We start from the raw sequence: 22,209 nt of genomic DNA, 5'->3' as shown, positions 1-22,209 counted from the left end.
GTGAATAACGCGCCCTTTTTTATTTAAATCGTAACTGGATTCCCGCCGGAGTAAAATCCCGCGTATGCGGGACGGGAATGACAAAAGAAATAGAAGAATTGCCACATTTTATGCGGCAATTCTCTTCCTGTCAGTATATGTATTTTATTTTGATGAAATTTATTGCGGACAAGGGGATTTGAATTCTGCCATTTTGAGTGTTTCTCCCAAAATGACAAAAACCAATTGCGCTTTAGGCAACCCAGAGTTCAGCCAGAGCATATTTTTATGAGCTTGCACCATCTGCTTTCTTGCCGGCGGCTTCCTTTTCAGCTATCTGGCGCAATAATTTCTTGTTCACTTTCTGGACTTCAGTAAGGGGTATTGATTCAACTATCTTCACAACTTTCGGTACTGCATATTTTGCCACTGAATTCTTCAGATAATTTATTATCTTTTCTTCGGTAATGTCCCTTTCGCATCCGTTCTGCGGCTCGACAAACACACATACACGCTCACTACCCTGTCTTTCGGGATCGGGAATGCCGATTGTCGCAGCCCTTCCTACGCCGGGACACCCCTGTAAGATGTCGTCAATCTCTCTGGAATATACCTTGAATCCTGAAACAATTATCATGTCCTTGGTTCTATCAACGATATAGAAATAACCGTTTTCATCAACCTTGACGACATCGCCTGTATGAACGTACCCCTCTTCATCGAGACCGCTTCCCGGCGTGGGCCAGTATCCCAGCATCCTCTGCGGACCGCGCAGATACATTTCACCTGTCTTGCCTTTAACAATTTCATCCCAGGACAGGATCGCTCCTGTATCGATATCGACAATCTTTATTTCCGTATCGGGCATCGGAACGCCTATGGTTCCTCTTTTTTCAACGACCTTTTTCGGTTTTGTTGCTTTATTCGCGGTCAGCCTCGATAAAAGGCCCATGCCTTTGCTCATCATGAAGCCGGTATTTCTACTGCCTAAAAGACGTAAAAAATTATTGATCATAGGGACAACACCCGGTATCTGAAGAAGCTTGCTGTTTATTTTTACAAGAGTTCTACCGCCCAAAATCCGCAGCAGAAATGATGTATTCAGATGGGTAACGGGCGACATTTCGGAAAGACCGTAACCTTCCATGATTCCGCCTCCGCCGCCCTTCTTTTCAAATTCTTCCTGAACTGTCTTGGGCAAGGGTGCCGAACCGGAAATGCCCAGAATGTTAACATCCTTTAATTCTCCCTGTGTTAATTTCAGGAATTGAGTCGGCACGCCTATCTGTAAAAACGGATGATACTCCTTGATCATTCTGACCATGCTTGCTGTATCACGCGCATCGGGAATCAATATCTGATTATAGCCCTCGTAGGTCATAGTATGCATGGTACAGTGACCATAGGAATGGAAGAAAGGTAGTCCCATTAAAACGGTCAGAGCACCTTTGACCAGCTTTTGCGCTCCGCCCATGGCATTGGCGTTTTGCATAGTGTTGGCGTACACGTTGCGATGCGTCAGCATGCATCCTTTGGGAAGACCTGTTGTCCCACCGGTGAAAAGGATCAATTCCAGATCTTTTGCCACATCAAAGGTGATTTCGGGAGGACTGGGGGGAGTCTTTGAAATCAATTCAGTCCACCACTGCGCGCCTTTTAATGTAAGCGGTTCATAGCTTTTGGGTTTATTAAGCGAATAATCGTCTAATTTTGAAACGATAATATTCTTTATCTCAACATGCTGTACTATATTTTTAACGACGTCCAGATATTCATCCAGACAAATCAGAGAATAGGGTGAACCTTCTTTGAATTTATGTTGCAAATGATCGGCCGGTTCCAGAGAGCTGCTGGGGATATGTACCAGACCGGCTCTGGAAATAGCATAATCCGCGATAACAAACTGGATTGAAGTCGGTAAAAGAGTTGCAACCCTGTCGCCTTTTTTCAGTCCCATGTTAAACAAGACCGTAGCCAGACGATCAACATGATTCTTCACTTCCGGATAACTCATAAAATAGTCTATCTGAACAAGACCCTGTTTCTTGAATCTCCTGGCTGTCTCATACAGAATATCGTATGCGGGTTTATCCGGATAAGGGTTTAACGTTTGTGGTATGCCGAAGATATTATATTCCTTTAGCCACGGTAAGGCAGCACTGACCATAAAAACTCACCTCTGAATTATTTTTGAGAACAAATCACTAAATATCAAACGATGGGAAAAAACTTTCCCGTAAACTATCGGGCGGTTTATAGTGAATAGCTTTTCACACGCTCCGCGATTAGATTTTCAAAATCCCTGGTGCTTCTAAACATGCCCAATTCGTTGGTCAGCCTCATCCTGAGCACCTTATCCGCCCACAACTTTTCCCGGATGGATGCATTCGTAAGAATGCTTTCAGCAAGCCGCTTGTCTTTGATGAATGAAGTCACCGCTGTTTTGGATGTAGTGACCTTTTCAAAAATCACCTTGGCAAGACTGCTTTCCATGTCGAAAAGTCCATGGACGAGTTTTTTATCTTTTATGATCTCATCCAAAAGCCATTTCTCGCCCATGAAGTTCTTCATAGAAAAAAAGCTGTCAAACTCCTTATCCGTTAGATAGGCGATTATAGTATCAACTTCCTGCTTCTGTTGTCCGGTATGTCCCTTTTCGGTAACGACATTTAACAGATCGACTATCCCCTGCCGAATGCTTGCAAAATCAGAACGGGTAGCATACACGTTGTCCACGATCTTTTTGGGTGTCGTCATTTCGAACAGCATATTCAGTAAAACCGGGTCAATAATGTATTCACCGATCCTGTTTTTCAATATGTTGGCCACATCTTTTTTACTGTCCAGCATCCGTTCAATCATGTCATGATCAGGCGAGGCCAGACCGGCATCTATATATTTTTTCTTTTGCACTATCTTGCGTAAGCCGGTAATAGTCTGAGCCGGATAATGCTTGATTTCTATCTCGTTAGCCAGATGAACAGGAATATTGCCGCCGGGATCGGACCGGTACTGATAAGTAATCCGTGTCTTATCTCTGCCGAAATATTCAAGATAATATTGGCCTTCCAGTTCGGTGATCCTGAAGTATCCCTCCTGTTTAGGATAGTTGAAGCTATTTGACGACCGGAAAGAGATCAGACAAGTGCCGTTGTTAAAGTTATACTTTGTCTGGTTTTCGATTACTATATCTCTATTTTGAAATGGTATTGGTGTTTTCAAAATGGCATGAAAAACATATGTGTTCCGGTCAATGGTTTTAAGTATGGTCGTTTTCTTGAACTTGGCCATCCACTCGGGGTATGCTTGAATATTACGCATTACCTCACCGACGACTTCTATTTTGGCATCAACAAAGCCCATTCCCTTGAACGTGCATATATCGGTTCCCGGATGGGTCATCTTGTATGTATCAATGCCGTTTTTTGACTCGATAAGCTCCCACTGGCCTTCAGCGCAGGCAATGGAACCCAGAAGTAACACTCCGCATACAACACAGAAAAACCTGATGATTAACTGCATAAACACCTCCATGTATGTTTTAACTGTTAAACCCCAGATACTTGGTGCAATCTTCATGTAATCCCGCGCCTGTAATCAGGCTTTTTTATCGTAACCTCCGCCTTTTGTCTTATTCTTTGTGAAAATTCGATTGAGATGATTCATGATTTCCATAAACAATGAAACATATTTTCCTTCGCCTTCCAGGGTGAGTACTCCTTTGATCACGGCATTGTAAAGTGCCTTGCGCTTGCCTAGAACAATATCTGTCATCACTCTGCCACCGGATTGATTGTCCCGCCAAATCAGTGCGAAATCTACCGGAATTCGGCTACGGCCTGAACGCAGATTTCCGCCGATAAACCGAAAGTATCGAGCAGTATCATCTTCTCTGGAACTCATGATAAATGAGTAGTCGTTCCGGGACAATCGCGCGTGGAAATCCCTATTGATGATTCCGACTAGTCGAATAAGCCACGCAAAGCCATACATTAATAACGAAAGCCGGGTTTTGTAAAAAATATTTTTTATACCCATGGCTATTTAAGACAATCCCAAGTCAAAATTCATAATGTTTAAGTAGAATCGAATAGCTACCATAAGCAACCGACTATAAAAATCTTAATAATGTATCAAAAATTTTATGCTGTAAACAGCGGTTGCAGTTTCATGGCAAAGGCTATATCGCCGTCTATCTTCATTTTCCCGGCCATGTAAAGATTGATGGGTGACTCCTTTCCGCTATTAATAAGATTGGCATTCTCCAAGGAGAGCCTTAGTAAAGCCTTAGGGGTCTGTGTATCATTAAATGTTGCTGTAATCTCGGAAATAGTACCGTCTGAATTTGTTATCTGGAACACACTGGTTCCCTTCAACCCGGAAAGTACCTCGAATTTTTGTCGTGTCAACTGTCTCTGCATGCCGATCAACATGTCTACGTTCTTCATATCCAGCATTTTAGACATGCTTTCCATGGAGAATGAGATCCGAACATTAGGATTTGCAATCTCGCCTTCCTTTACATCAAAATTGACACCGTCCTTGATGATATAACTGTATAAACTGCCCGATATGTCCAAGGTCAATGTCAGTTCCGTATCTTTTAGTTCTTCCTGCGCTCCCCGCATCTTAATATATTCCCTGGCTAGTTTTGGGACAAACTCAGTTAACAACTCTCTTACATTAACGGAAATAGTAAAAGTCTGATTTGCTGTACTTTTTGTAATGTCTTCACTCATTTTTTTATCCTCCAATCTATTGTAATTTTCGTTATGCCAATTTAATAACTGTTCTTGTATTTTAAAATAATTTAAGACAAATTGTATTTATTTTTTATTCTTGGCTCGATACTCCGCTAAAAGAGCTTTAACTTCGGCTAACTCGGCCCTGGAATAATATCCCTTCTCGGCTGATTCGTCCCAAACCGACACGAGTCTCTTCTTTAAAATATCAAGCTCCGCCGGGGTCATCTTGACTTCTTTCATACCATATTTAATCATAGACTTAATGCATTTTTCATTGCCGGCACGGACTTTTTGCCGAAAATCCTTTTCCACTGACATTACGAAATAATCGATAGCCACCTGAGCTTCTTTAGGCATTAGATTCCATGTCTGATTAGTTATAACACCACCTGCCGGTGAATATCTTATGTGAACAGGATTGATGTATTTCATTATGGTGTACATTTGGGTGCCGACCGCCCAGAGAGCCGGACTGATGAAGGCATCGCATACTCCTGTCCGGATGGAAGCCGCTACCTCGGGCACGCGAATCGGCAAAGGGCTTGCGCCCAAAGCTTTTAAAGTTCTCTCTTCCACAGGTCCGTACCATGTCAAGAAACGGCTCTTCTTAAAATCTTCGGGTGTTTTGATTGGATACTTCGTGGAGTAGATTTGATCAAAATCCTGTTCTGCCAACAGAACAAGATGGTATCCTCGCTTTTCGAACCACTGACTAATGCGAGGTCTCAGCTTGGAGTAAATATATTCCACTTCATCATAATTATTAAACAAGAACGGGAGTTCCATTATTGCCATCTCCGGACAAGCCAACACCAGTCCCCATCCGGTAAATCCACCTCCCTGCAGTTGCCCATTGCGCATTTTGGCCAGGATATCCTGATCATCGCCCATCGTGCCACCATAATACCAATCCAAAGTTATCAAGCCGCTTGTCATCTTTAATATTCCGGGATTGATTACTTCTTTAATTAAAGTAGCCCACCCGACACCATCGGGGGCAAGCGTAGCCATCTTGACAGCATAAGTGTAATCACTGTTTGATTTAATTTTTTTTAAGTGCTGTACGCCAGGAAGATTTGCGTAGTTTGCCTTTTCTTGAGGTGTAAGCATGAGTGCGAATTCCAGAAAAATATCAGAATATTTTTCTCTTTCTTGAGGCGTAAGTTCGCTAAAGGATCCCATTAAAAATTTTGCATATCTTGCCTTTTCCTGCGGTTTGAGACCGCTCGCGGATTCTAGAAAAGCCTTCGCATACTTTTCTTTTTCCTGCGATGTAAGTTCTATTTTAGAACCCATTGAAAAAAACTCATATTTTTCTCTTTCCTGTGGTGTAAGTTCTCCTGCAGATACCAATCCCAATAAACCCCTTGCATATCTAACCTTTTCTCCAGGCGTAAGAGCAAAAGCAGAAGTTGATCCAATAAAAAATACAACTAAGCCCAAACAGAGAAGCCTAACAAGTTTTCTACATTTCATAAAACCTCCTTTCAAAAAGATTTTGAATATAAAATGAGACTTTTAACGTAAGACTACTCGCATATTTGTTCTTTTCTCGCACCGTAGGCTCAAAGGCAGAAGTTGTCCTAATAAGAAAAACAAGTAAACCAAACAGAGGAGCCTAATAAGTTTTTCTACATGTCATAAAACCTCCTTTCAAAAAGATTTTGAATATAAAATGAGATTATTAATGTAATTCCGCTAGTGGACTCTAGAAAAGCCTTCGCATATTTCTCTCTTTCACGCGGTGTAAGTTCTATTTTAGATCCCATTAAAAACCTGATATATTTTACTTTTTCTCCAAGAGTAAGTGCAAAAGCAGGACTAATAAAAAACTCTGTTAATCCGAAAAAGATAAACCAGAAAAATTTTCTTAACTTCATAAAACCTCCTTTTAGAAAGAGTTTGACCATTAAATGAAATTTATTAAATTCACTGCCAGATATGAAGATTCAAAGGCAAAGTTAAAAAAATAATTTTTAATCCACATTCTTTTTGGTGGACTTTTCCGACAAAGGACTCGTTATCACAACACTATTCAACTTATTCCTTGTTAATAAGAAAGTGATATGGTACTTTAATACAAACGTTATGGTAAAACAATTTAGCTTAGTTAATAGTCCAATAATAGATATACATTATCCGGATGTCAAGATATTTTTTCATTTTATGAATGAATGCGTTTAAATACAAAGTCAAAACAAGCAGAATATTGATAAGGAGAAGTTATGGAGGACGTACAAGTCCACGAGAGAGTAGTGAATATATTAATTAAGCAGATTTTCAGCAGACAGCTTAAACCGGGTGATAAGTTACCCTCTGAAAGGCAGCTTGCCAAAGAAATGGATGTGGACAGAGTATCGCTTAGAATCGGATTAAAACATTTGGAGATGATGAATGTTCTTTTCATTCGCCAGGGTGATGGTATCTATGTGCGGGATTTTCTGAAAGGAGCAAGTATTGATTTTTTGAGAATCCTTTTCCTGCAGTTAGAACAGACTGATGAAGAATTGCTGATTGATCCGTACATAATTGACGAATTATGGGAGTTCTGGATAGCATTCTATCCGGAAATACTTAAAATGGCAGTAAAACATTACACACCTCGTGATTTTAAAACCGCGATGGAAATTTTAGATGAAGGCCTTGCCAACCTGCATGACAAAAATCGTTTAGTGGAACTTGAACTCAAATCGCAAGAATTAGTTGCGGATATCGCGCATAACATTATTGTTATATTGTTATCTAATACGTGTCGCCCATTGCGAAAAAAAATGACGGAAATCGTTCTTTTTTCAATGAAAGGCGAAGATATAGGGGATCACATAAATATGATGAAACAAATGATGCGGACATTCATGACATCAACAATAGAAGAAAGCCATACTTTCATTGAACAGTATCGCAATGTTCTTAAAAGTTATCATCTTATTCTACGCAAATCGCTGTTCCAAGACTCTGATAATACCGCGAAAAAGCATATATAGTTTTTTCGCAGGGCGATAGTTTCAATCGCAGAAAAGAGAAAAAAATAGCCCTGATTTAACAAAATTTAATTTCTAGTGATTATTGATCCCACATTTTCCATGTAATCTGTTTATTTCATCATTCTTGAGCATATCCAAATCTTCTACCATTTGTAACGTAGTATGAAAACAAGGACTTGAAAATTAAGGATTATAGGAAGAAATGTTCAGGAATTTGTTTGAGAAAAAAAGGATGGAAAATGCGCGTCCTGACTTGCAGGACGCGCAATCACAAACTAAGAAATATTATTTTTTCCCGTAGCCGATTGTTTTGGCTGCTTGAGCAATGACATCCAAAGCTGCAGGATCGTCAATAGTGGAAGGTACCACATAATCCTTGCCGTCAACTATTTTGCGCATGGTACTGCGCAGGGTTTTTCCTGAGCGGGTTTTCGGCAGAGCCCTGACCACAGCAGCTTCCTTGAAGCAGGCCAGTGCGCCAAGTTCATTGCGAACCATCTGGACAAGTTCTTTGATAATGTCTTTCGGATCGCGGTCGACGCCGGCTTTCAGCACGACGAATCCCACGGGAACCTGACCTTTAAGTTGATCTTCAGCGCCGAAAACAGCACATTCCGCAACATCCTTATGCTTGGAAACTATTTCTTCCATCGCGCCGGTAGACAAGCGATGTCCTGCAACGTTGATAACGTCGTCAATGCGTCCCATGATAAATATGTAGCCGTCTTCATCGAAGCGTCCGCCGTCGCCGGTCACATAATAACCTGGTCTTTCCGTTACATATTCCAGATAACGTTTGTCATCCTGCCACAGTGTGGGCAGGCATCCCGGGGGCAGGGGAAGCTTGATTACGACAGATCCTTCTTCGCCGTTGGGGAGTTGATTTCCATCGGCATCGAGTATCTGCACATTGTAACCGGGAACTGGTTTTGTCGGTGAACCAGCTTTAATGGGGAACTTTTCAGTGCCCATGCAGTTGGCGGCGATGGGCCAACCGGTTTCTGTCTGCCACCAGTGATCTACCACGGGAATTTTCAGCATGTCGCTTGCCCAATGATAGGTGTCGGGATCAAGACGTTCGCCCGCGAGGAATAGATATCTGAGGCATTTGATATCATATTTTTTCAGATAATCGCCATTGGGGTCTTCCTTTTTGATGGCGCGGAAAGCTGTTGGCGCTGTAAATAAAACGGAGACGCCGTGCTGAGAAATGACGCGCCAGAAAGCGCCCGGGTCCGGAGTGCCAATGGGTTTTCCTTCATAAACGATAGTGGTGCAGCCGTAAAGCAACGGAGCATAGACAATATAGGAATGGCCGACAACCCAGCCGACATCGGATGCAGCCCAGTAAACTTCTCCCGGCTTCATGTCGTAAATGTATTTCATCGACCATTTCAGCGCGACAGCATGGCCGCCGTTATCCCGCATGACTCCTTTGGGTTTACCGGTTGTTCCGGAAGTGTAGAGAATATAAAGAGGGTCTGTAGCGGCAACAGATACGCAGGGAACAGCTTTAGCGTCTTTCATCAGATCGTTCCAATCGAGATCGCGTGACGCATCCAATTCTGCTTTCACCTGCGGGCGCTGATAAATAATGCATTTCTGTGGTTTATGAGAGGCGATTTTTATAGCCTCATCCAGAAGCGGTTTGTAGGGAATAGTCTTTTTCCCTTCGATACCGCAGGATGCCGAGATCATAACTTTTGGCTTGGCGTCGTCGATGCGGATGGCCAATTCATTAGGTGCGAATCCACCGAAGACAACAGAATGAACAGCGCCGATGCGGGCGCAGGAAAGCATCGCGACCAGGGCTTGAGGTATCATGGGCATGTAAATGATAACCGTATCGCCTTTTTTCACACCTAGTGAACTGAGGACACCGGCGAACTTTGATACCATCTCCAGTAATTCTTTATAGGAAATTTTTTGAACGGTACTGGTTACGGGACTGTCATAGATAATTGCCGTTTGTTCTCCCCGTCCTGATTCTACCTGATAATCGAGAGCGTTGTAGCAGGTATTCAATTGTCCGCCTACAAACCAGCGGTAAAAAGGTTTTTTGCTGTCGTCGAGAACCTTGTCGCATTTTTTGTCCCAGATAACGTTTTCAGCTGCTTTACCCCAGAAAACTTCGGGCTCATTGATGGATTGAGAAAAGATATCCTTGTACTTTAATAAATCGGCCATATTCATTCCTTTCCTGTTTTAATTTTTTTGTATGATGGGCATAGCAGATTAAAATTGAATTTGTCAAAGGTTAAATAATCATTGATATTACACAGCTTTTGGCGGAATAATATCGAATGGTGTTTGATTAAGGGATATTTCGACTAACTCTTCAACCTTCGCTATGTTCGTTCTACCAATGGGGCGTTACATCCCCTCCAGTCTTTTGAGACAGAACTGCATGAAAGATCTATAGCTTTCTGTCTTTGCCTTTACGTGTTGTGATTTTATTGAAACTAAAGAAATCACACCAGTGCTAGGGCTACTATAATCGTCTTATTCCATCATTTGATGGTATCATTATATGGGCGAAATATAAAAGTCAAGTTTATTTTTCACCGTTTGATTTAATCAGATATTGCTTCTGATAGAAGAGAGTATGAGAAGTACCGTCTTGTATATCGGCGAGTGTCACTATCCCATTACGCTACGCTTCCGGGATAATTCGACTATCAAGTTTCAGTGTACTGCGTTTCTGAAACTGGGGTCTCATTATCCCACTTCACTCCGTTTCAGGGATAGTTCCACTTACGCTTCGATCTTCATTTCATTCGACCTCAGCGAGTGTCACTAAAAAGCACGGCCTCCGAAATCTCGAAGGCCGTGTTTTGTGAATTCTAAAATCTGGTCAGTTATCAAACGTTGATATTGTCAACCAGATTAAAAATAAGAAAAACTATTTCATCGCTTTAAAGGAACCGTCTACAATTTCGGGCTCAGGTTTGAAAATCTTAAGACCGAAACGTGCGTGCAACTTATTCAGAATATCCGCCATCTGCGTGTGGTCCATACCCGCGCCGAGGGCAAACGGTCCGGCAAACGCTCTCATGCAGTGAACCATACCCAGGTCGATATCTGCCGCGGAAGCCGCGATCTTCTCTTTTAAAACCCGCACTGCTTCGTTGATCTGAATGGACAGAAAATCCATGGGGCCGAATTCCTGAGACTGCGCGGAAGCATCGATCTTGGCCTTGCCGCCCTCCCAGGTATAAATTCCCTGGCCGGTCTTCATGCCTAGTTTTTTGCTGTCGAGCAGATTCTGCAGTACTTTGCCGGGTTTGTATTCCGGAGAAAGCGTCTCGGCATAATATTTGAGGGTATGATAGAAAACATCAATGCCGACGAAATCAGCGAGTTCAAATGGTCCCATGGGCATACCGGCGGCTACCTTCATGATGGTGTCAATGGTGTCCACTTTGATCTTGCCTTCATCCAAAATGGCGCTGATCAAGGCCTGGTTGGGAGCGCCTATACGGTTGACGATAAAGCCCGGGGCATCCTTGAGGACCTTAACCGGAACCTTACCGATCTTCTTGGTCATTTCACAGAGCAGGTCCACGTTGGCGTCAGTGGTTTTATTTGCATAAATTACTTCTACACCTTTCATAACCGGTGCGGGATTGAAGAAATGCATGCCGAGAATCCGCTCCGGATTTTTCACGACCGTGCCGATTTCGGAAATGCTCATGGTAGAGGTGTTGGACGCCAAGAGCGCGTCAGCCGGAGCCGCAGCTGATACTTCGGCAAACACCTTTTTCTTCAGATCCATAACTTCCGGAACAGCCTCAATAACTACCTGAACATCCTTGACCGCCTCGGTGTTGCTTAAAGACGTTGACAAGTTACCAAGCACCTCGGCCTTTTTTTCGGCAGTCATCTTACCTTTGCTGACCATTGTATCCAGACTTTTGTTGACCGTAGCCATACCTTTGTCGACAAATTCCTGCTTGATGTCTACCATGACAGCCTTCAGGCCGGCCTGCGCGCATATCTGGGCGATGCCGTTTCCCATGGCTCCTGAACCGATTACTGCAACTTTCTTAATATCATCCAATTTCATTGTGACTCTCCTTCCTAAGTTATTTTTTATTCGATAAGAATTATAGGCAGCAATTCTTTTTCTCGTTCGCGGAGTATAGGTAAAGGAAGGCTTAACTGTCAAGCGAAAAAGGATTAATATTGCATTTAGTTTTAACTTTTTTGTGACAGGGCAAAGGGTGCTCAGAAGCCCTTTACCCTTACTTTATTCCCTTCTCTACTTAAAGCTTATTATTTTTGAGTAGATAAGTGTTTTTTTAGCATTTTGATAGTTGCTCAAATACCGGCAAAAGGTTATATTAACAAAAAAATGACTCTTGCTCTCCGTTTAGATAGGTTTTTTATTTATAAAGACTTATGTAAAATTAAGGCGGCAGAGTTGTTTGATCTCTGATGCTGGCAATAACATAAACCAGGTACCTATTTGTTGAGTAAAACATTATTCACAGTGCGAAATATTTTACACATGACGGCAGTATTCCATTGATATTATTTCCTGATGATATTTTAAAAAACGCAATAAATACAAATTACTTTAATGTCATGATATAATACCTGCTAATGGCACATATTGTGCTTTAAATTTAAGTAATTTATAATTGTTATTATATGCATTTTAGAGTACATTCACCGAACACATAATAAGGAAGTTTTTTTTGCATGAAGGATAACAAAAATATAGCTGTTGTTTTCCCCGGACAGGGTTCGCAAAAACCCGGAATGGGCAAAGATTTTTATGAACAGAGTCCTGTAAGCCGTCAAACATACGAAGAAGCTGCCGATGCTCTGGGTTGGGATGTTTCTGCCATGTGCTTTGGCGAAGATGAAAGGCTGAATCTTACCGAATATACACAACCCTGTATTGTGACGACAGAAATAGCCATGCTTAGAGGCTTATCTAAAAATTATGACTTTGCGCCTGATTATTTCGGCGGTCATTCTTTAGGAGAATTTACGGCTCTTGTTGCGGCAGAGGTAATGCCTCTGGCTGATACTTTAAAAATAGTTCAGATGCGTGGCAAGTTGATGCAGGAGGCTGTGCCTGTTGGTGTTGGTGGCATGGCGGCGGTTATTTCCGAAGATATCGATATAGAAATGCTTAAGAAAATTATGGATGGTCTGAATGCCGGCATAGCCAACATTAATTCTGCTAACCAGGTCGTTATCAGCGGAGAATTGCCGGCTATTGACGAAGCGGAAAAAAGACTGGAACAAAATTTTCCACCCGGAAAATCATTCCGGTTTATTCGATTGAATGTAAGTGCTCCGTTTCATAGTTATTTGATGAAATCGATAGAAGATCGATTTGCCGATACTTTGGAAAAAATAGGCAAAGAATTGAATCCTCGCAACGCCACTAAAGTAACTTCTAATTTCACCGGAGGTTTCCATTCGGATGATATTCAAGCAATAAGAGAAAAACTTGTAAATCAACTCAGCAATACCGTACATTGGCGAAAAAATATGCAGAGTTTGGCGGCGAAGGCTGAATTCATCTATGAAATCGGTCCGGCACGTCCCTTGCGCGAATTTTTTAAAACGATAGGTATAACCTGTCAATCGATTACCGGACTAAACGCGGCAGAAAAAATTTTTAAGACGTGAATTAGTTTTTTGTATGCATAGCCTAAGCGATTGAATTTCGTGAAGGAGGGAACAATTTGGACAAAGCAGGAAATAAAATGAATCCTCTGAAGATTCAGGATAACACTTTCCGTGACGGGCATCAGTCGATTTACGCGACACGGATGCGTACGGAGGATATGATTCCTATCGCTGAGGAGATGGATAGCTGCGGCTTTCACGCTATGGAAGTGTGGGGTGGCGCGACTTTTGATACTATGCACAGGTTCTTGGCTGAAGATCCCTGGATGCGGCCGAAAATTTTGAAAAAATATATCACAAAAACTCCCTTTGCCATGCTCATACGCGGGCAAAATCTTGTTGGTTATCGTCATTATGCCGACGATGTTGTGCGTGCTTTTGTGGATAAGGCCTGCGAAATCGGCATTGATATTTTCCGTTGCTTTGATGCTTTAAACGATTTCCGCAATATGGAATCCTGCGCGGAAAGAATCAAGGCCAACGGCAAGCAGTTTCAGGGGGCCTTTTGTTATTCATTGACTGATGTTTCTATGGGTGGAGAAGTTTATAACCTGGAATATTTTGTGAGGAAAGCTAAAGAACTGGAGCAGATGGGTGCGGATGCCATTTGTATCAAAGACATGAGCGGCATTCTTTCCCCCTTTGATGCTTATGATCTGGTTTCCGCCATTAAAAAAGAAATAAAAGTTCCCTTGCATCTGCATTCACATTACACCAGTGGAATGGCTTCGATGACTTACTTAAAGGCAATAGAAGCCGGTATAGATGTTGTTGATACATGCCTTGCGCCATTCGCGCTGAGAACTTCGATGCCGGCCATTGAACCGATTGTTGCGGCCCTGCGCGGGACAGCACGCGAGACAGGAATTGATTTACACAAATTGCTGGAGCTGGGCGAGCATCTGGAAAGTATTGCTCCGAAGTACAACGCCCATCTGTCCACCCATAAACTTTCCATTATTGATAACGGAGTTCTGGCCCATCAGGTTCCCGGCGGCATGATTTCCAATCTGACCGGCCAGCTCAAAGAAATGAACGCGCTCGACAGGCTGGGAGAAATTTACAAGGAAGTGGCGGAGACTCGCAAAGATATGGGTTCTCCTCCTTTGGTTACTCCGGTATCGCAGATTATCGGAGCACAGGCCGTGCTGAATGTTCTTTTCGGCCGTTATGTGCGGGTTTCCAATCAGCTGAAGGATTTGGTTCTTGGTCTTTACGGCAAAACTCCGATGCCGATTAACGCGGAATTAACCAAAAAAATATTGAAAAACTACAAACGCGGACAGGAACCGGTATCCGGAAGGCCGGCAGATTATCTGGAGCCGGAAATCGAAGCGGCGAAAAAAAAGATTGGTGATCTTGCACGCACCGATGAAGATGTGCTGGCATATATTCTATATCCCGCAACTATGGAAAAATTTTTACGGTCGAAATATGGAATAGATTCACCGAAAAGTGCGGGAGTGGAAAATATTCCTAAAAAAAAAGTTGCCGCATAAAGCAACAGTAAGAAAATAAGACTCCTTTTTTGAAGAAATATCGTTCATTAAAGGAGTTGTTTTATAAGCTCGTCTATAAAAAAATAATGGAGGAGAAGGGGTTGATTTATGGATTTGAGTCTTAATGAAAGCCAATTAACGTACCTGGATACTGTAAGAAAGTTTGTAAAAAATGAAATAACACCGCATATTTTGGAACTGGAAAAAGGTCATGTTTTCCCCTGGGAGATCATTAACAAAGCCTGGGAAACGGGCATTCTCAATTTATGTATTCCGGAATCTGTCCAGGGTTATGAAATTGACGCAATTACTTCGGCCTTGATTATTAAAGAACTTTCCTATGGCGATACAGGTATCTCCACTTCGGCGATGTGCAATGATTTAGCTAATGTTGTAATTAGTCTGCATGGCACGGATGAACAAAAAGAATTATTTCTCAAGCCTTTTGTTAAGAAACCTATTTTAGCTTCTTTTTGTTTAACAGAGCCTAACGCCGGTTCCGATAATGCGATGATGACCAGTTTTATCAGCAAGAATGACGACGGTAATTATGTTTTAAACGGCTCCAAATGTTTTATTACCAATGCTTCCTATGCCTCTCAGTTTACTGTTCTTTGTAAAGTGGGGAAACCGACAGGTAATTTTATAGCTTGTGTTATTGTTCCGGTAGAGCAGGTTACGTCCGCCGATATTCCCAATATCGGAAATGCCACCAGGGAAATCAAAGTGCCTGCAGGCGGGAAGATAATAATTGGTAAACCGGAGGATAAGCTGGGACAAAGACTATCTAATACCGCCAGCGTAACTTTTGAAGATGTTATTATTCCTCCGAATCAGGTTATTGGAGACAGGCGGCTTGGTTTTAAATATGTCGTTGACGTTTTGGATTTTGCCCGACCGATGGTTGCGGCAATTGGATTGGGTTTAGCCAAAAGGGCATTTACAGTTACTTTGGAATATACAAGGGAACGCAAACAATTTGGTCACAGGCTTTGCGATCTTCCCGTGGCCAGAGAAATGCTGACAACCATGTGGAAAAAAGTGGAACTGGCGGAACTGGCTCTTCTTAAAGCAGTTTGTAAGATTAAGGAAAAAGCAAGTGATGCCGGAATCTACGCATCTCTCGCTAAAAACACGGCGGCAGAAGCCGCAATCTTTTGTTCAACTGAAGGTCTTCATCTGCACGGCGGCTATGGTTTTACGGCAGATTATGAAATATCCAAACTTGCGCGTGACGCTCATATTATCGACATTTACGAGGGTGTCCGGGAAGTGCAAAACATGATAATTGGACGGGAAATTGTTTAATATAAAGTGAATAGTGAATGGTGAAAAGTGAAGGGTGAATGATGATCGAAAAACCGGTTGTTTTAGTAACAGGTGGTGCAACAGGAATAGGAGCCGCGTGCTGTCGTGCTTTGGCTGCGGAAGGTTTTCATGTGGGCATTCATTACAATAAAAGCGCGGAAAAAGCGCAAAAACTGCTCGCCGAAATAAAGGATGGATTTTTAATTCAGGCTGATCTGTACGATATTCAACAGGTGGATGCACTAATCGGTACGCTTAAAGACACCGTAGGGCGCGTTGATGTTCTGGTTAACAACGCCGGACAATCAATTAATGCCGATATAATTTCGATGAAAGTGGAACAATTTGATGCGCAGCGTGCTCTGACTCGCGGCGTCTGGTATTTAACAAAAAGAATTTTACGCCAATTTATGATTCGGTCTTCGGCCGGACGCATAATCAACATTTCCAGTGTTGTCGGCCATACAGGAAACGCCGGCCAGATTCCCTACACGATGGAAAAAGCGGCGCTCGATGCCTTTACCAGATCTCTGGCTCAGGAACTCAAGGGAAGAAATATTCTGGTTAATTCCGTCGCTCCCGGTTTCATTGACACGGAGATGACCAAAGAACTGCCCCAAGAAGTTAAAAATAAAATCATGGATGAAATTATTCTGGGGCGTATCGGGAAGCCTGAAGAAGTCGCGGAAGTTGTCGCCTTTCTGGCCAAGAGAGGAAGCTACCTTACCGGTTCAGTAATTCATGTCAACGGGGGGCTTTATGGGGGCTGATGAAAGTTTGAAGCAGGAAGTTCTGCAGCTTGTTCCTCAGAAGGAACCTTTCCGTTTTATTGACGAAATTATCAGCCTTGATGATGAACAGATAGTCGGGGCTTACCGCTTTCGCGATGATGAATATTTTTATCGCGGGCATTTCCCCGGCAATCCCATTACACCGGGGGTGATTCTTATCGAGGCGATGGCTCAAACCGGTGTCGTTGCTTTTGGAATTTACCTTCTGTCGCGCCAGAAAAATATGCGGCCCGGACAGATGAAATTGCCCATTAGTTTGTTTTCACTGGCGGATGGTGTGGAGTTTAAAAAAATTGTGTCGCCGGGCGAAAGAGTTATAGTTAAAGCGAAAAAAATCTATTTTCGTAAAAATACTATAAAAGCAAATGTTTCCATGGAAAAGGAAAACGGCGAAATAATTTGTGTCGCGGAATTATCAGGAGTAGGAGTTGATAAATGAAGAAGAGAATTGTTGTTACGGGAATGGGAGTGGTAGCTCCCAACGCTCACGGTCTGGATGTTTATGAAAAGGCGCTGAGGGAAGGCGTTTCAGGTATTCGTTTTATTCCTCAATTGCAGGAATTGAATTTCGGTTGTCAAATTGCCGGTGTTCCGGAAAATTTCGATGAAATCCGTAAAAGTTACTTTGACCGTGAAAAACTTCTATCGATAAACGATAACATCGGCTATGCCTCTGTTTCGGCGGTGGATGCCTGGAAAGACGCCGGATTTAGCCTTAATAGCGACGATGATGATACTGTGGATTGGGATACCGGTGTCATGGCCGGTTCCGGAATCGGCGGCATGGACACGATAGCCCATACCATAGTCCCCACGATTAATGAAGGACGAGTAAGGCGTTTAGGCAGTCGTGTTGTCGAGCAGGTGATGCACAGTGGAACCAGCGCGCGCATTTCCGGTCTGCTGGGCTTGGGCAATCAAGTGACATCGAACTCGTCGGCCTGCTCTACAGGCAACGAAGCGATTATTAACGCTCTCTGGAGAATAAGAACAGGATTGGCCAAACGGATGATGGCCGGTGGTTCAGAAGGAGCTACACCATACATCTGGGGTGGTTTTGACGCCATGCGCGTGCTTTGCCGCAAATTCAACGATACCCCGGTGGCAGGTTCTCGCCCATTGAGCGCTACGGCTGGTGGTTTTGTACCCGGTTCGGGCAGCGGCATGCTTGTTTTGGAAGATCTGGAAACAGCCCTGGCCAGAGGCGCCAGAATCTATGCGGAAATAATAGGCGGTTATGTTAACTGTGGAGGGCAGCGAATGGGTGGCTCCATGACCGCACCCAATCCTGAAGGAGTAAAGAGATGCATACGCGGAGCCGTGGCCGACGCAGGCATTGATCCTGCGGAAGTGGACGCCATCAACGGCCACTTGACGGCTACTTACGCCGATCCTTATGAAGTAAAAAACTGGGCGGAGGCCCTCGAGCGAACGCCCGATAACTTTCCTTACATTCAATCCACAAAATCAATGATCGGTCATTGCCTGGGTGCTGCGGGCGCCATAGAATGCGTGGGTGTTATTTTACAGCTTTACAAGGGATTTCTGCATCCGTCAATTAACAGTGAGGATGTGCATCCCGATATAGAAAAATTCGCACCGAAGATTCTGCAAAAATGTCTGGAATTTCCTGAACTGAAAATTATCGCTAAAGCGGGTTTTGGTTTTGGCGATGTCAATAGCTGCATTATTTTTAAAAAGTGGGACGAAAATTAATATATTATAAGGAGAGTTTTTTTATGGATGAAAAGAAAATATTTGAAGAAATGGTTAACATTTTAAAAGACTATGCCAAGAATCAGGATGTATTGGCCACGGCCACGATGGAGACACACATTTTAAATGATTTAAAAGTAAATTCTGCTCGCTTGGTTGATGTAATCATCAGGTGTGAAGATGTTTATGGTATCAGCATTGATGATGAGGAAGCTGATGTAATTAGAACAATCGGCGATGCTGTAAAAGTTATCAAACAAAAACTTGGATAAAATAATGGATAGAAAATCCAAAATATTTCTGAATCTGCAAAATTTTATAGGGCGAATTACAGTATTAGTTGTTGCGCCTTTATATTTTCTTGCCTCCAGAATTTTCTTTTACCGGGTTAGGGATTTGAAAGAAATCCGCCGCCGGTGTGCCGCTGAATTTGCCAGGCACAAAGGGGGTTGGATTATCTGCTCCAATCATTTAACGATGATTGATTCTTTTATTTTAAGCTACGCCATTTTTAGTTTAGGCAAGCATATAATCAATTATAAAAAAGTGCCCTGGAATCTGCCGGAAAGAAACAACTATAAAGACAATATTTTTCTGACGATACTTTGTTATCTGTCCAAGTGCATTCCCGTTAATCGCGGCGGGTCCCGCGAGAAGATGAAAGAATCTATGGAAAAATGCATCTATCTTCTGAACAATGGCGGGACCATCATGATTTTTCCCGAAGGCAAGCGTTCCCGCACCGGACGTGTGGATAAGGAAGGCTATTCTTACGGCGTGGGACGTTTTATAAAAAAAATAGAAAATTGCAAAATAATGTGTATGTACTTGCGGGGAGATAAACAGGATAATTACAGCGCCATTCCTGCCTGGGGCGATAAATTTTCAGTGCAGATGGAAGTTTTTACGCCAAAGCTTGTAGAGGGAAGTGAACTAAGAGCGCAGCGGGAATACGCCACGCAGATAATTGATAAACTTGCGCAAATGGAGGAAAATTATTTTGCCCTGTGTCGGGAACGATGTGGTGGATTTGAAGGATCCGGCGAACAAATGGAAAAGCAGAGATTCGCGCTTTCTAAAAAAAATCCTCACAGATGCTGAAATGGAATTTGTTAAAAACTCGGAAAATTCCGATGAGGCGCTCTGGTCGTTCTGGGCGTGTAAGGAAACCGCGTATAAAGTGATAAAAAAAACTTTTCCTGATGCTGCTTTCCTGCCGAAGCGGTGGCCGGTGACTTTTGGAAAGACTAAATCAAAAAAATCGGATGGCCTGGTTCAAGTTCCGGATAAGGGCGATGTTTACATTCGTCTTTTCTCCAATTCCGAGTATATTCATTGTGTAGGTGCTGATAAATTATCGGTTCTGGATAAAATAATCTGTGGCGTTGAAAACCTGCCGGGGGAAAAAACTGATCCGTCACTTTTTTCGCGTCTTTGCCTTGCGCAGAGTTTAGCCAAACATTTCTCACTGAATTTACATCAAATAAAAATCAAGAGAACAAGAATAAAAGGCGAGCTTCAGCCGCCGTGCGTATACATTGACGGTAGAAAAACGGATATTGATATCAGCCTAAGCCATGACGGTCGCTTTGTTGCCTATGCATTTACCTTTCTTAACGAAAAAAAAGTATCCTTTAATTCTTGTTTTAAAGGGAATGAATCGTCATGAAAGAAGAGAGACGGGAAAAACGGCTTAAAGAGGAAAGCGAGATTATCATAACCATTATTGCCGGAGGGAAAAAGCATTCGAAGGAAAGAGTTATCTATAATATCAGCAAGGATCTCTCTGCTTCCGGCGCTAAAATTCAGTCCAATATTTTTCTGCCTGTTGACACTCTGTTGAAAATAGATTTCAAATTAAAAAATCTTCAGCAGATGATAACTGCCATGGGCAAAGTTAAATGGATAAAGATAATCTATGAAGATGAATGTTATGATGCTGGTGTAGCGTTCGTTAATACACCAAAAGAAGCGATCCGGAAATTATCGGATTACATCTCATGGAAACAGAATAGTAAGGGTAATATGCCGTAAATATTCTTTCTCTTCCCAGTATTGTTATGTCACGCTGCTACTACATATGCGGGATGATGCGCAGTAAAAAATCTTAATAAATATTTATAAAAAATATGCCAACGGCCTCTGGCCAATTTGATATGACAAAATCAAGAGATTGTTTCTTGTTGGGATGATTTTCTTGTGATAGAAAAACCATCAAATTAAATATAAAACAACATGTGATTATTGTAAAAAAAAGCTGTTTGGAACGGTTTGCGGAAAATCGGTGCGGATATGTTTTGATAATTCTAAGGAGGGAATATGAATCATAAGGATGTTGTGGCTTTAGTTACAGGCGGCGCGTCGGGATTGGGCGAAGCCAGTATTTTGGAGTTGGTTAAAAAGGGAGCAAAAGTAGTTGTCATTGATGTTGACGCGGATAAGGGAGAAAAACTAGCGGCGAATATCGGGGCAGACGCGATATTTGTAAAAACAGATGTGACCAGCGAGACTGATGTCCGGCAGACCATACAAAAGGCTGTGGATACTTTTGGAAAAATAAATGTGGTGATTAATTGCGCCGGTGTTGTAAACCCGGGGAAGCTAATAGGCAGGAAAGGACCGTTGCCGCTGGATGCGTTCAATAAGGTGCTCCAAATTAATCTTGTGGGAACGCTAAACGTTATCAGGCTGGCGGTTGAGCAGATGATGAATAACAAACCTGATGAAGATGGGGAAAAAGGTGTGATAATTAATACCGCTTCAATTGCCGCGTTTGAAGGACAAATAGGGCAGGTGGCCTACAGCGCTTCCAAGGCAGGTATTGTGGGTATGACTCTGCCTATCGCGCGCGAAATTTCCGATTATGGAATAAGAATTGTAACCATCGCTCCGGGAATTTTCGAGACACCAATGATGGCCGGTCTGCCTTCCGCAGTTAAGGAAGATATGGCCAAGACCGTTCCGTTTCCGCGGCGTCTGGGCAAGCCTCTAGAATTTGCCAAAATGGTTTTGCATATCATCGACAACGTTATGATGAACGGTTGTTGTGTCAGGCTGGATGGGGCTTTACGGATGCCGCCTAAATAATTACACCACTTCTAAAGGAAGTTTTCGCCATTCTGGCGAAAATTCTCGGTAAAGTAAAAATCTATTTACGATGCACTTCCCTAACGGGAATGCGCTTCCGATCGTTGGGTAAATTTGCGGGCAACACAGCCGCGGCATAGCGGTAGGAATGCCTGAGTCCAACTATTCCTTATATTTTATATAAAAGTCTTTACGTAATTATCAAAGAGTTTTTTTACCTCGGGATTTTTTTCGAAGTCGTATAATCTTTCGAACGTTCCTTTTATCCATTTAGTTGAATAGGCAAGCTCTTTGTATAGTTCAAAATAAGCGCTGCAGCCCAGCTGAAATCCAATACCGGCGAAAGAGCCTATTGCCCGTTCTTTACGGTTCCGAAGACCGTTTGCTGTGGGCATATTCCATGCTTTTCGGGCCATAAAATAACCAAGACTCAAAGCGTTGTGATACGACC

The 22,209-nt window shown here is 42.6% G+C and carries 22 protein-coding genes; 13 read left to right on the top strand and 9 right to left on the bottom strand.

The window, feature by feature from the left end:
* Positions 1–64 precede the first annotated feature (64 nt).
* Positions 65–271 (top strand): hypothetical protein, encoded by a 207-nt coding sequence (locus tag CVU62_07050; GenBank protein PKN37483.1) that lies wholly within the window; start codon positions 65–67, stop codon positions 269–271.
* On the opposite strand, the gene CVU62_07045 is transcribed toward CVU62_07050, so the two are convergent.
* The 6 genes from CVU62_07045 to CVU62_07020 form a co-directional block, all read right to left on the bottom strand.
* Positions 266–2,146 (bottom strand): AMP-dependent synthetase, encoded by a 1,881-nt coding sequence (locus CVU62_07045; protein ID PKN37482.1) that lies wholly within the window; start codon positions 2,144–2,146, stop codon positions 266–268. The genes CVU62_07050 and CVU62_07045 overlap by 6 nt on opposite strands.
* An 86-nt stretch (positions 2,147–2,232) precedes the next feature.
* Positions 2,233–3,558, bottom strand: coding sequence for a hypothetical protein (locus tag CVU62_07040; protein PKN37481.1), 1,326 nt, complete (start codon positions 3,556–3,558; stop codon positions 2,233–2,235).
* A gap of 18 nt (positions 3,559–3,576) precedes the next feature.
* Positions 3,577–3,882: a hypothetical protein gene (locus CVU62_07035; GenBank protein PKN37480.1), complete on the bottom strand. Its 306-nt coding sequence runs from the start codon at positions 3,880–3,882 to the stop codon at positions 3,577–3,579.
* A gap of 239 nt (positions 3,883–4,121) precedes the next feature.
* Entirely contained in the window at positions 4,122–4,718 is a 597-nt protein-coding gene (locus CVU62_07030; GenBank protein ID PKN37479.1) for a sterol-binding protein, read from the bottom strand.
* An 87-nt stretch (positions 4,719–4,805) separates the two neighbouring features.
* Positions 4,806–6,200: a hypothetical protein gene (locus CVU62_07025; GenBank protein PKN37478.1), complete on the bottom strand. Its 1,395-nt coding sequence runs from the start codon at positions 6,198–6,200 to the stop codon at positions 4,806–4,808.
* A gap of 155 nt (positions 6,201–6,355) precedes the next feature.
* On the bottom strand, positions 6,356–6,604 hold the full coding sequence (locus CVU62_07020) for a hypothetical protein (GenBank protein ID PKN37477.1): 249 nt from the start codon (positions 6,602–6,604) through the stop codon (positions 6,356–6,358).
* Between the two features lie 345 nt (positions 6,605–6,949).
* Here CVU62_07020 and CVU62_07015 point away from each other — a divergent pair, with 345 nt between their 5' ends.
* Positions 6,950–7,708, top strand: a complete 759-nt coding sequence (locus tag CVU62_07015; protein PKN37476.1) for a hypothetical protein — start codon at positions 6,950–6,952, stop codon at positions 7,706–7,708.
* Between the two features lie 285 nt (positions 7,709–7,993).
* On the opposite strand, the gene prpE is transcribed toward CVU62_07015, so the two are convergent.
* Positions 7,994–9,895 carry a propionyl-CoA synthetase gene (gene prpE, locus CVU62_07010; protein PKN37475.1) on the bottom strand — a complete coding sequence of 634 codons (1,902 nt, stop codon included), beginning with the start codon at positions 9,893–9,895 and terminating at the stop codon, positions 7,994–7,996.
* A 715-nt stretch (positions 9,896–10,610) separates the two neighbouring features.
* Positions 10,611–11,774: a 3-hydroxybutyryl-CoA dehydrogenase gene (locus tag CVU62_07005; protein PKN37474.1), complete on the bottom strand. Its 1,164-nt coding sequence runs from the start codon at positions 11,772–11,774 to the stop codon at positions 10,611–10,613.
* 638 nt (positions 11,775–12,412) lie between these two features.
* Here CVU62_07005 and CVU62_07000 point away from each other — a divergent pair.
* The 11 genes from CVU62_07000 to CVU62_06950 all read left to right on the top strand — a co-directional run bounded on the left by CVU62_07000 (position 12,413) and on the right by CVU62_06950 (position 21,758).
* Positions 12,413–13,357 (top strand): ACP S-malonyltransferase, encoded by a 945-nt coding sequence (locus tag CVU62_07000; GenBank protein ID PKN37473.1) that lies wholly within the window; start codon positions 12,413–12,415, stop codon positions 13,355–13,357.
* A 77-nt stretch (positions 13,358–13,434) separates the two neighbouring features.
* Positions 13,435–14,856 (top strand): pyruvate carboxylase, encoded by a 1,422-nt coding sequence (locus CVU62_06995; protein PKN38043.1) that lies wholly within the window; start codon positions 13,435–13,437, stop codon positions 14,854–14,856.
* A 108-nt stretch (positions 14,857–14,964) separates the two neighbouring features.
* Positions 14,965–16,164: a hypothetical protein gene (locus CVU62_06990; GenBank protein ID PKN37472.1), complete on the top strand. Its 1,200-nt coding sequence runs from the start codon at positions 14,965–14,967 to the stop codon at positions 16,162–16,164.
* Between the two features lie 38 nt (positions 16,165–16,202).
* Positions 16,203–16,934, top strand: coding sequence for a beta-ketoacyl-ACP reductase (locus tag CVU62_06985; GenBank protein ID PKN37471.1), 732 nt, complete (start codon positions 16,203–16,205; stop codon positions 16,932–16,934).
* On the top strand, positions 16,924–17,394 hold the full coding sequence (locus CVU62_06980) for a beta-hydroxyacyl-ACP dehydratase (protein PKN37470.1): 471 nt from the start codon (positions 16,924–16,926) through the stop codon (positions 17,392–17,394). The genes CVU62_06985 and CVU62_06980 overlap by 11 nt, the downstream gene beginning before the upstream one ends.
* Positions 17,391–18,671 carry a beta-ketoacyl-ACP synthase gene (locus tag CVU62_06975; GenBank protein ID PKN37469.1) on the top strand — a complete coding sequence of 427 codons (1,281 nt, stop codon included), beginning with the start codon at positions 17,391–17,393 and terminating at the stop codon, positions 18,669–18,671. Before CVU62_06980 ends, CVU62_06975 begins: the two co-directional genes overlap by 4 nt.
* A gap of 23 nt (positions 18,672–18,694) precedes the next feature.
* On the top strand, positions 18,695–18,943 hold the full coding sequence (locus CVU62_06970) for an acyl carrier protein (protein PKN37468.1): 249 nt from the start codon (positions 18,695–18,697) through the stop codon (positions 18,941–18,943).
* A gap of 4 nt (positions 18,944–18,947) precedes the next feature.
* Positions 18,948–19,772, top strand: a complete 825-nt coding sequence (locus CVU62_06965; GenBank protein PKN37467.1) for a hypothetical protein — start codon at positions 18,948–18,950, stop codon at positions 19,770–19,772.
* Positions 19,639–20,340, top strand: a complete 702-nt coding sequence (locus CVU62_06960; GenBank protein PKN37466.1) for a hypothetical protein — start codon at positions 19,639–19,641, stop codon at positions 20,338–20,340. Before CVU62_06965 ends, CVU62_06960 begins: the two co-directional genes overlap by 134 nt.
* Positions 20,337–20,705 carry a hypothetical protein gene (locus CVU62_06955; protein ID PKN37465.1) on the top strand — a complete coding sequence of 123 codons (369 nt, stop codon included), beginning with the start codon at positions 20,337–20,339 and terminating at the stop codon, positions 20,703–20,705. The genes CVU62_06960 and CVU62_06955 overlap by 4 nt, the downstream gene beginning before the upstream one ends.
* 285 nt (positions 20,706–20,990) lie before the next feature.
* Complete coding sequence (locus CVU62_06950; protein PKN37464.1) at positions 20,991–21,758, top strand: 3-hydroxyacyl-CoA dehydrogenase; 768 nt, start codon at positions 20,991–20,993, stop codon at positions 21,756–21,758.
* A gap of 176 nt (positions 21,759–21,934) precedes the next feature.
* Here the strand turns inward: CVU62_06950 and CVU62_06945 are convergent.
* The coding region (locus CVU62_06945; GenBank protein PKN37463.1) for a hypothetical protein at positions 21,935–22,209 on the bottom strand (275 nt) is incomplete at its 5' end.

This window comes from Deltaproteobacteria bacterium HGW-Deltaproteobacteria-2 (assembly GCA_002840505.1).
Classification (GTDB): domain Bacteria; phylum Desulfobacterota; class Syntrophia; order Syntrophales; family Smithellaceae; genus Smithella.
The sequence above is the reverse complement of the archived record's forward strand: the minus strand, read 5'-3'. Positions and strand labels throughout refer to the sequence as shown.

What these genes read in the sequence shown, in the direction of transcription:
- CVU62_07050 (PKN37483.1), top strand. Translation starts at nt 65, where the DNA reads ATGCGGGACGGGAATGACAAAAGAAATAGAAGAATTGCCACATTTTAT.
- CVU62_07045 (PKN37482.1), bottom strand. Translation starts at nt 2,146, where the DNA reads ATGGTCAGTGCTGCCTTACCGTGGCTAAAGGAATATAATATCTTCGGC.
- CVU62_07040 (PKN37481.1), bottom strand. Translation starts at nt 3,558, where the DNA reads ATGAAGATTGCACCAAGTATCTGGGGTTTAACAGTTAAAACATACATG.
- CVU62_07035 (PKN37480.1), bottom strand. Translation starts at nt 3,882, where the DNA reads ATGAGTTCCAGAGAAGATGATACTGCTCGATACTTTCGGTTTATCGGC.
- CVU62_07030 (PKN37479.1), bottom strand. Translation starts at nt 4,718, where the DNA reads ATGAGTGAAGACATTACAAAAAGTACAGCAAATCAGACTTTTACTATT.
- CVU62_07025 (PKN37478.1), bottom strand. Translation starts at nt 6,200, where the DNA reads ATGAAATGTAGAAAACTTGTTAGGCTTCTCTGTTTGGGCTTAGTTGTA.
- CVU62_07020 (PKN37477.1), bottom strand. Translation starts at nt 6,604, where the DNA reads ATGAAGTTAAGAAAATTTTTCTGGTTTATCTTTTTCGGATTAACAGAG.
- CVU62_07015 (PKN37476.1), top strand. Translation starts at nt 6,950, where the DNA reads ATGGAGGACGTACAAGTCCACGAGAGAGTAGTGAATATATTAATTAAG.
- prpE (PKN37475.1), bottom strand. Translation starts at nt 9,895, where the DNA reads ATGGCCGATTTATTAAAGTACAAGGATATCTTTTCTCAATCCATCAAT.
- CVU62_07005 (PKN37474.1), bottom strand. Translation starts at nt 11,774, where the DNA reads ATGAAATTGGATGATATTAAGAAAGTTGCAGTAATCGGTTCAGGAGCC.
- CVU62_07000 (PKN37473.1), top strand. Translation starts at nt 12,413, where the DNA reads ATGAAGGATAACAAAAATATAGCTGTTGTTTTCCCCGGACAGGGTTCG.
- CVU62_06995 (PKN38043.1), top strand. Translation starts at nt 13,435, where the DNA reads ATGAATCCTCTGAAGATTCAGGATAACACTTTCCGTGACGGGCATCAG.
- CVU62_06990 (PKN37472.1), top strand. Translation starts at nt 14,965, where the DNA reads ATGGATTTGAGTCTTAATGAAAGCCAATTAACGTACCTGGATACTGTA.
- CVU62_06985 (PKN37471.1), top strand. Translation starts at nt 16,203, where the DNA reads ATGATGATCGAAAAACCGGTTGTTTTAGTAACAGGTGGTGCAACAGGA.
- CVU62_06980 (PKN37470.1), top strand. Translation starts at nt 16,924, where the DNA reads ATGGGGGCTGATGAAAGTTTGAAGCAGGAAGTTCTGCAGCTTGTTCCT.
- CVU62_06975 (PKN37469.1), top strand. Translation starts at nt 17,391, where the DNA reads ATGAAGAAGAGAATTGTTGTTACGGGAATGGGAGTGGTAGCTCCCAAC.
- CVU62_06970 (PKN37468.1), top strand. Translation starts at nt 18,695, where the DNA reads ATGGATGAAAAGAAAATATTTGAAGAAATGGTTAACATTTTAAAAGAC.
- CVU62_06965 (PKN37467.1), top strand. Translation starts at nt 18,948, where the DNA reads ATGGATAGAAAATCCAAAATATTTCTGAATCTGCAAAATTTTATAGGG.
- CVU62_06955 (PKN37465.1), top strand. Translation starts at nt 20,337, where the DNA reads ATGAAAGAAGAGAGACGGGAAAAACGGCTTAAAGAGGAAAGCGAGATT.
- CVU62_06950 (PKN37464.1), top strand. Translation starts at nt 20,991, where the DNA reads ATGAATCATAAGGATGTTGTGGCTTTAGTTACAGGCGGCGCGTCGGGA.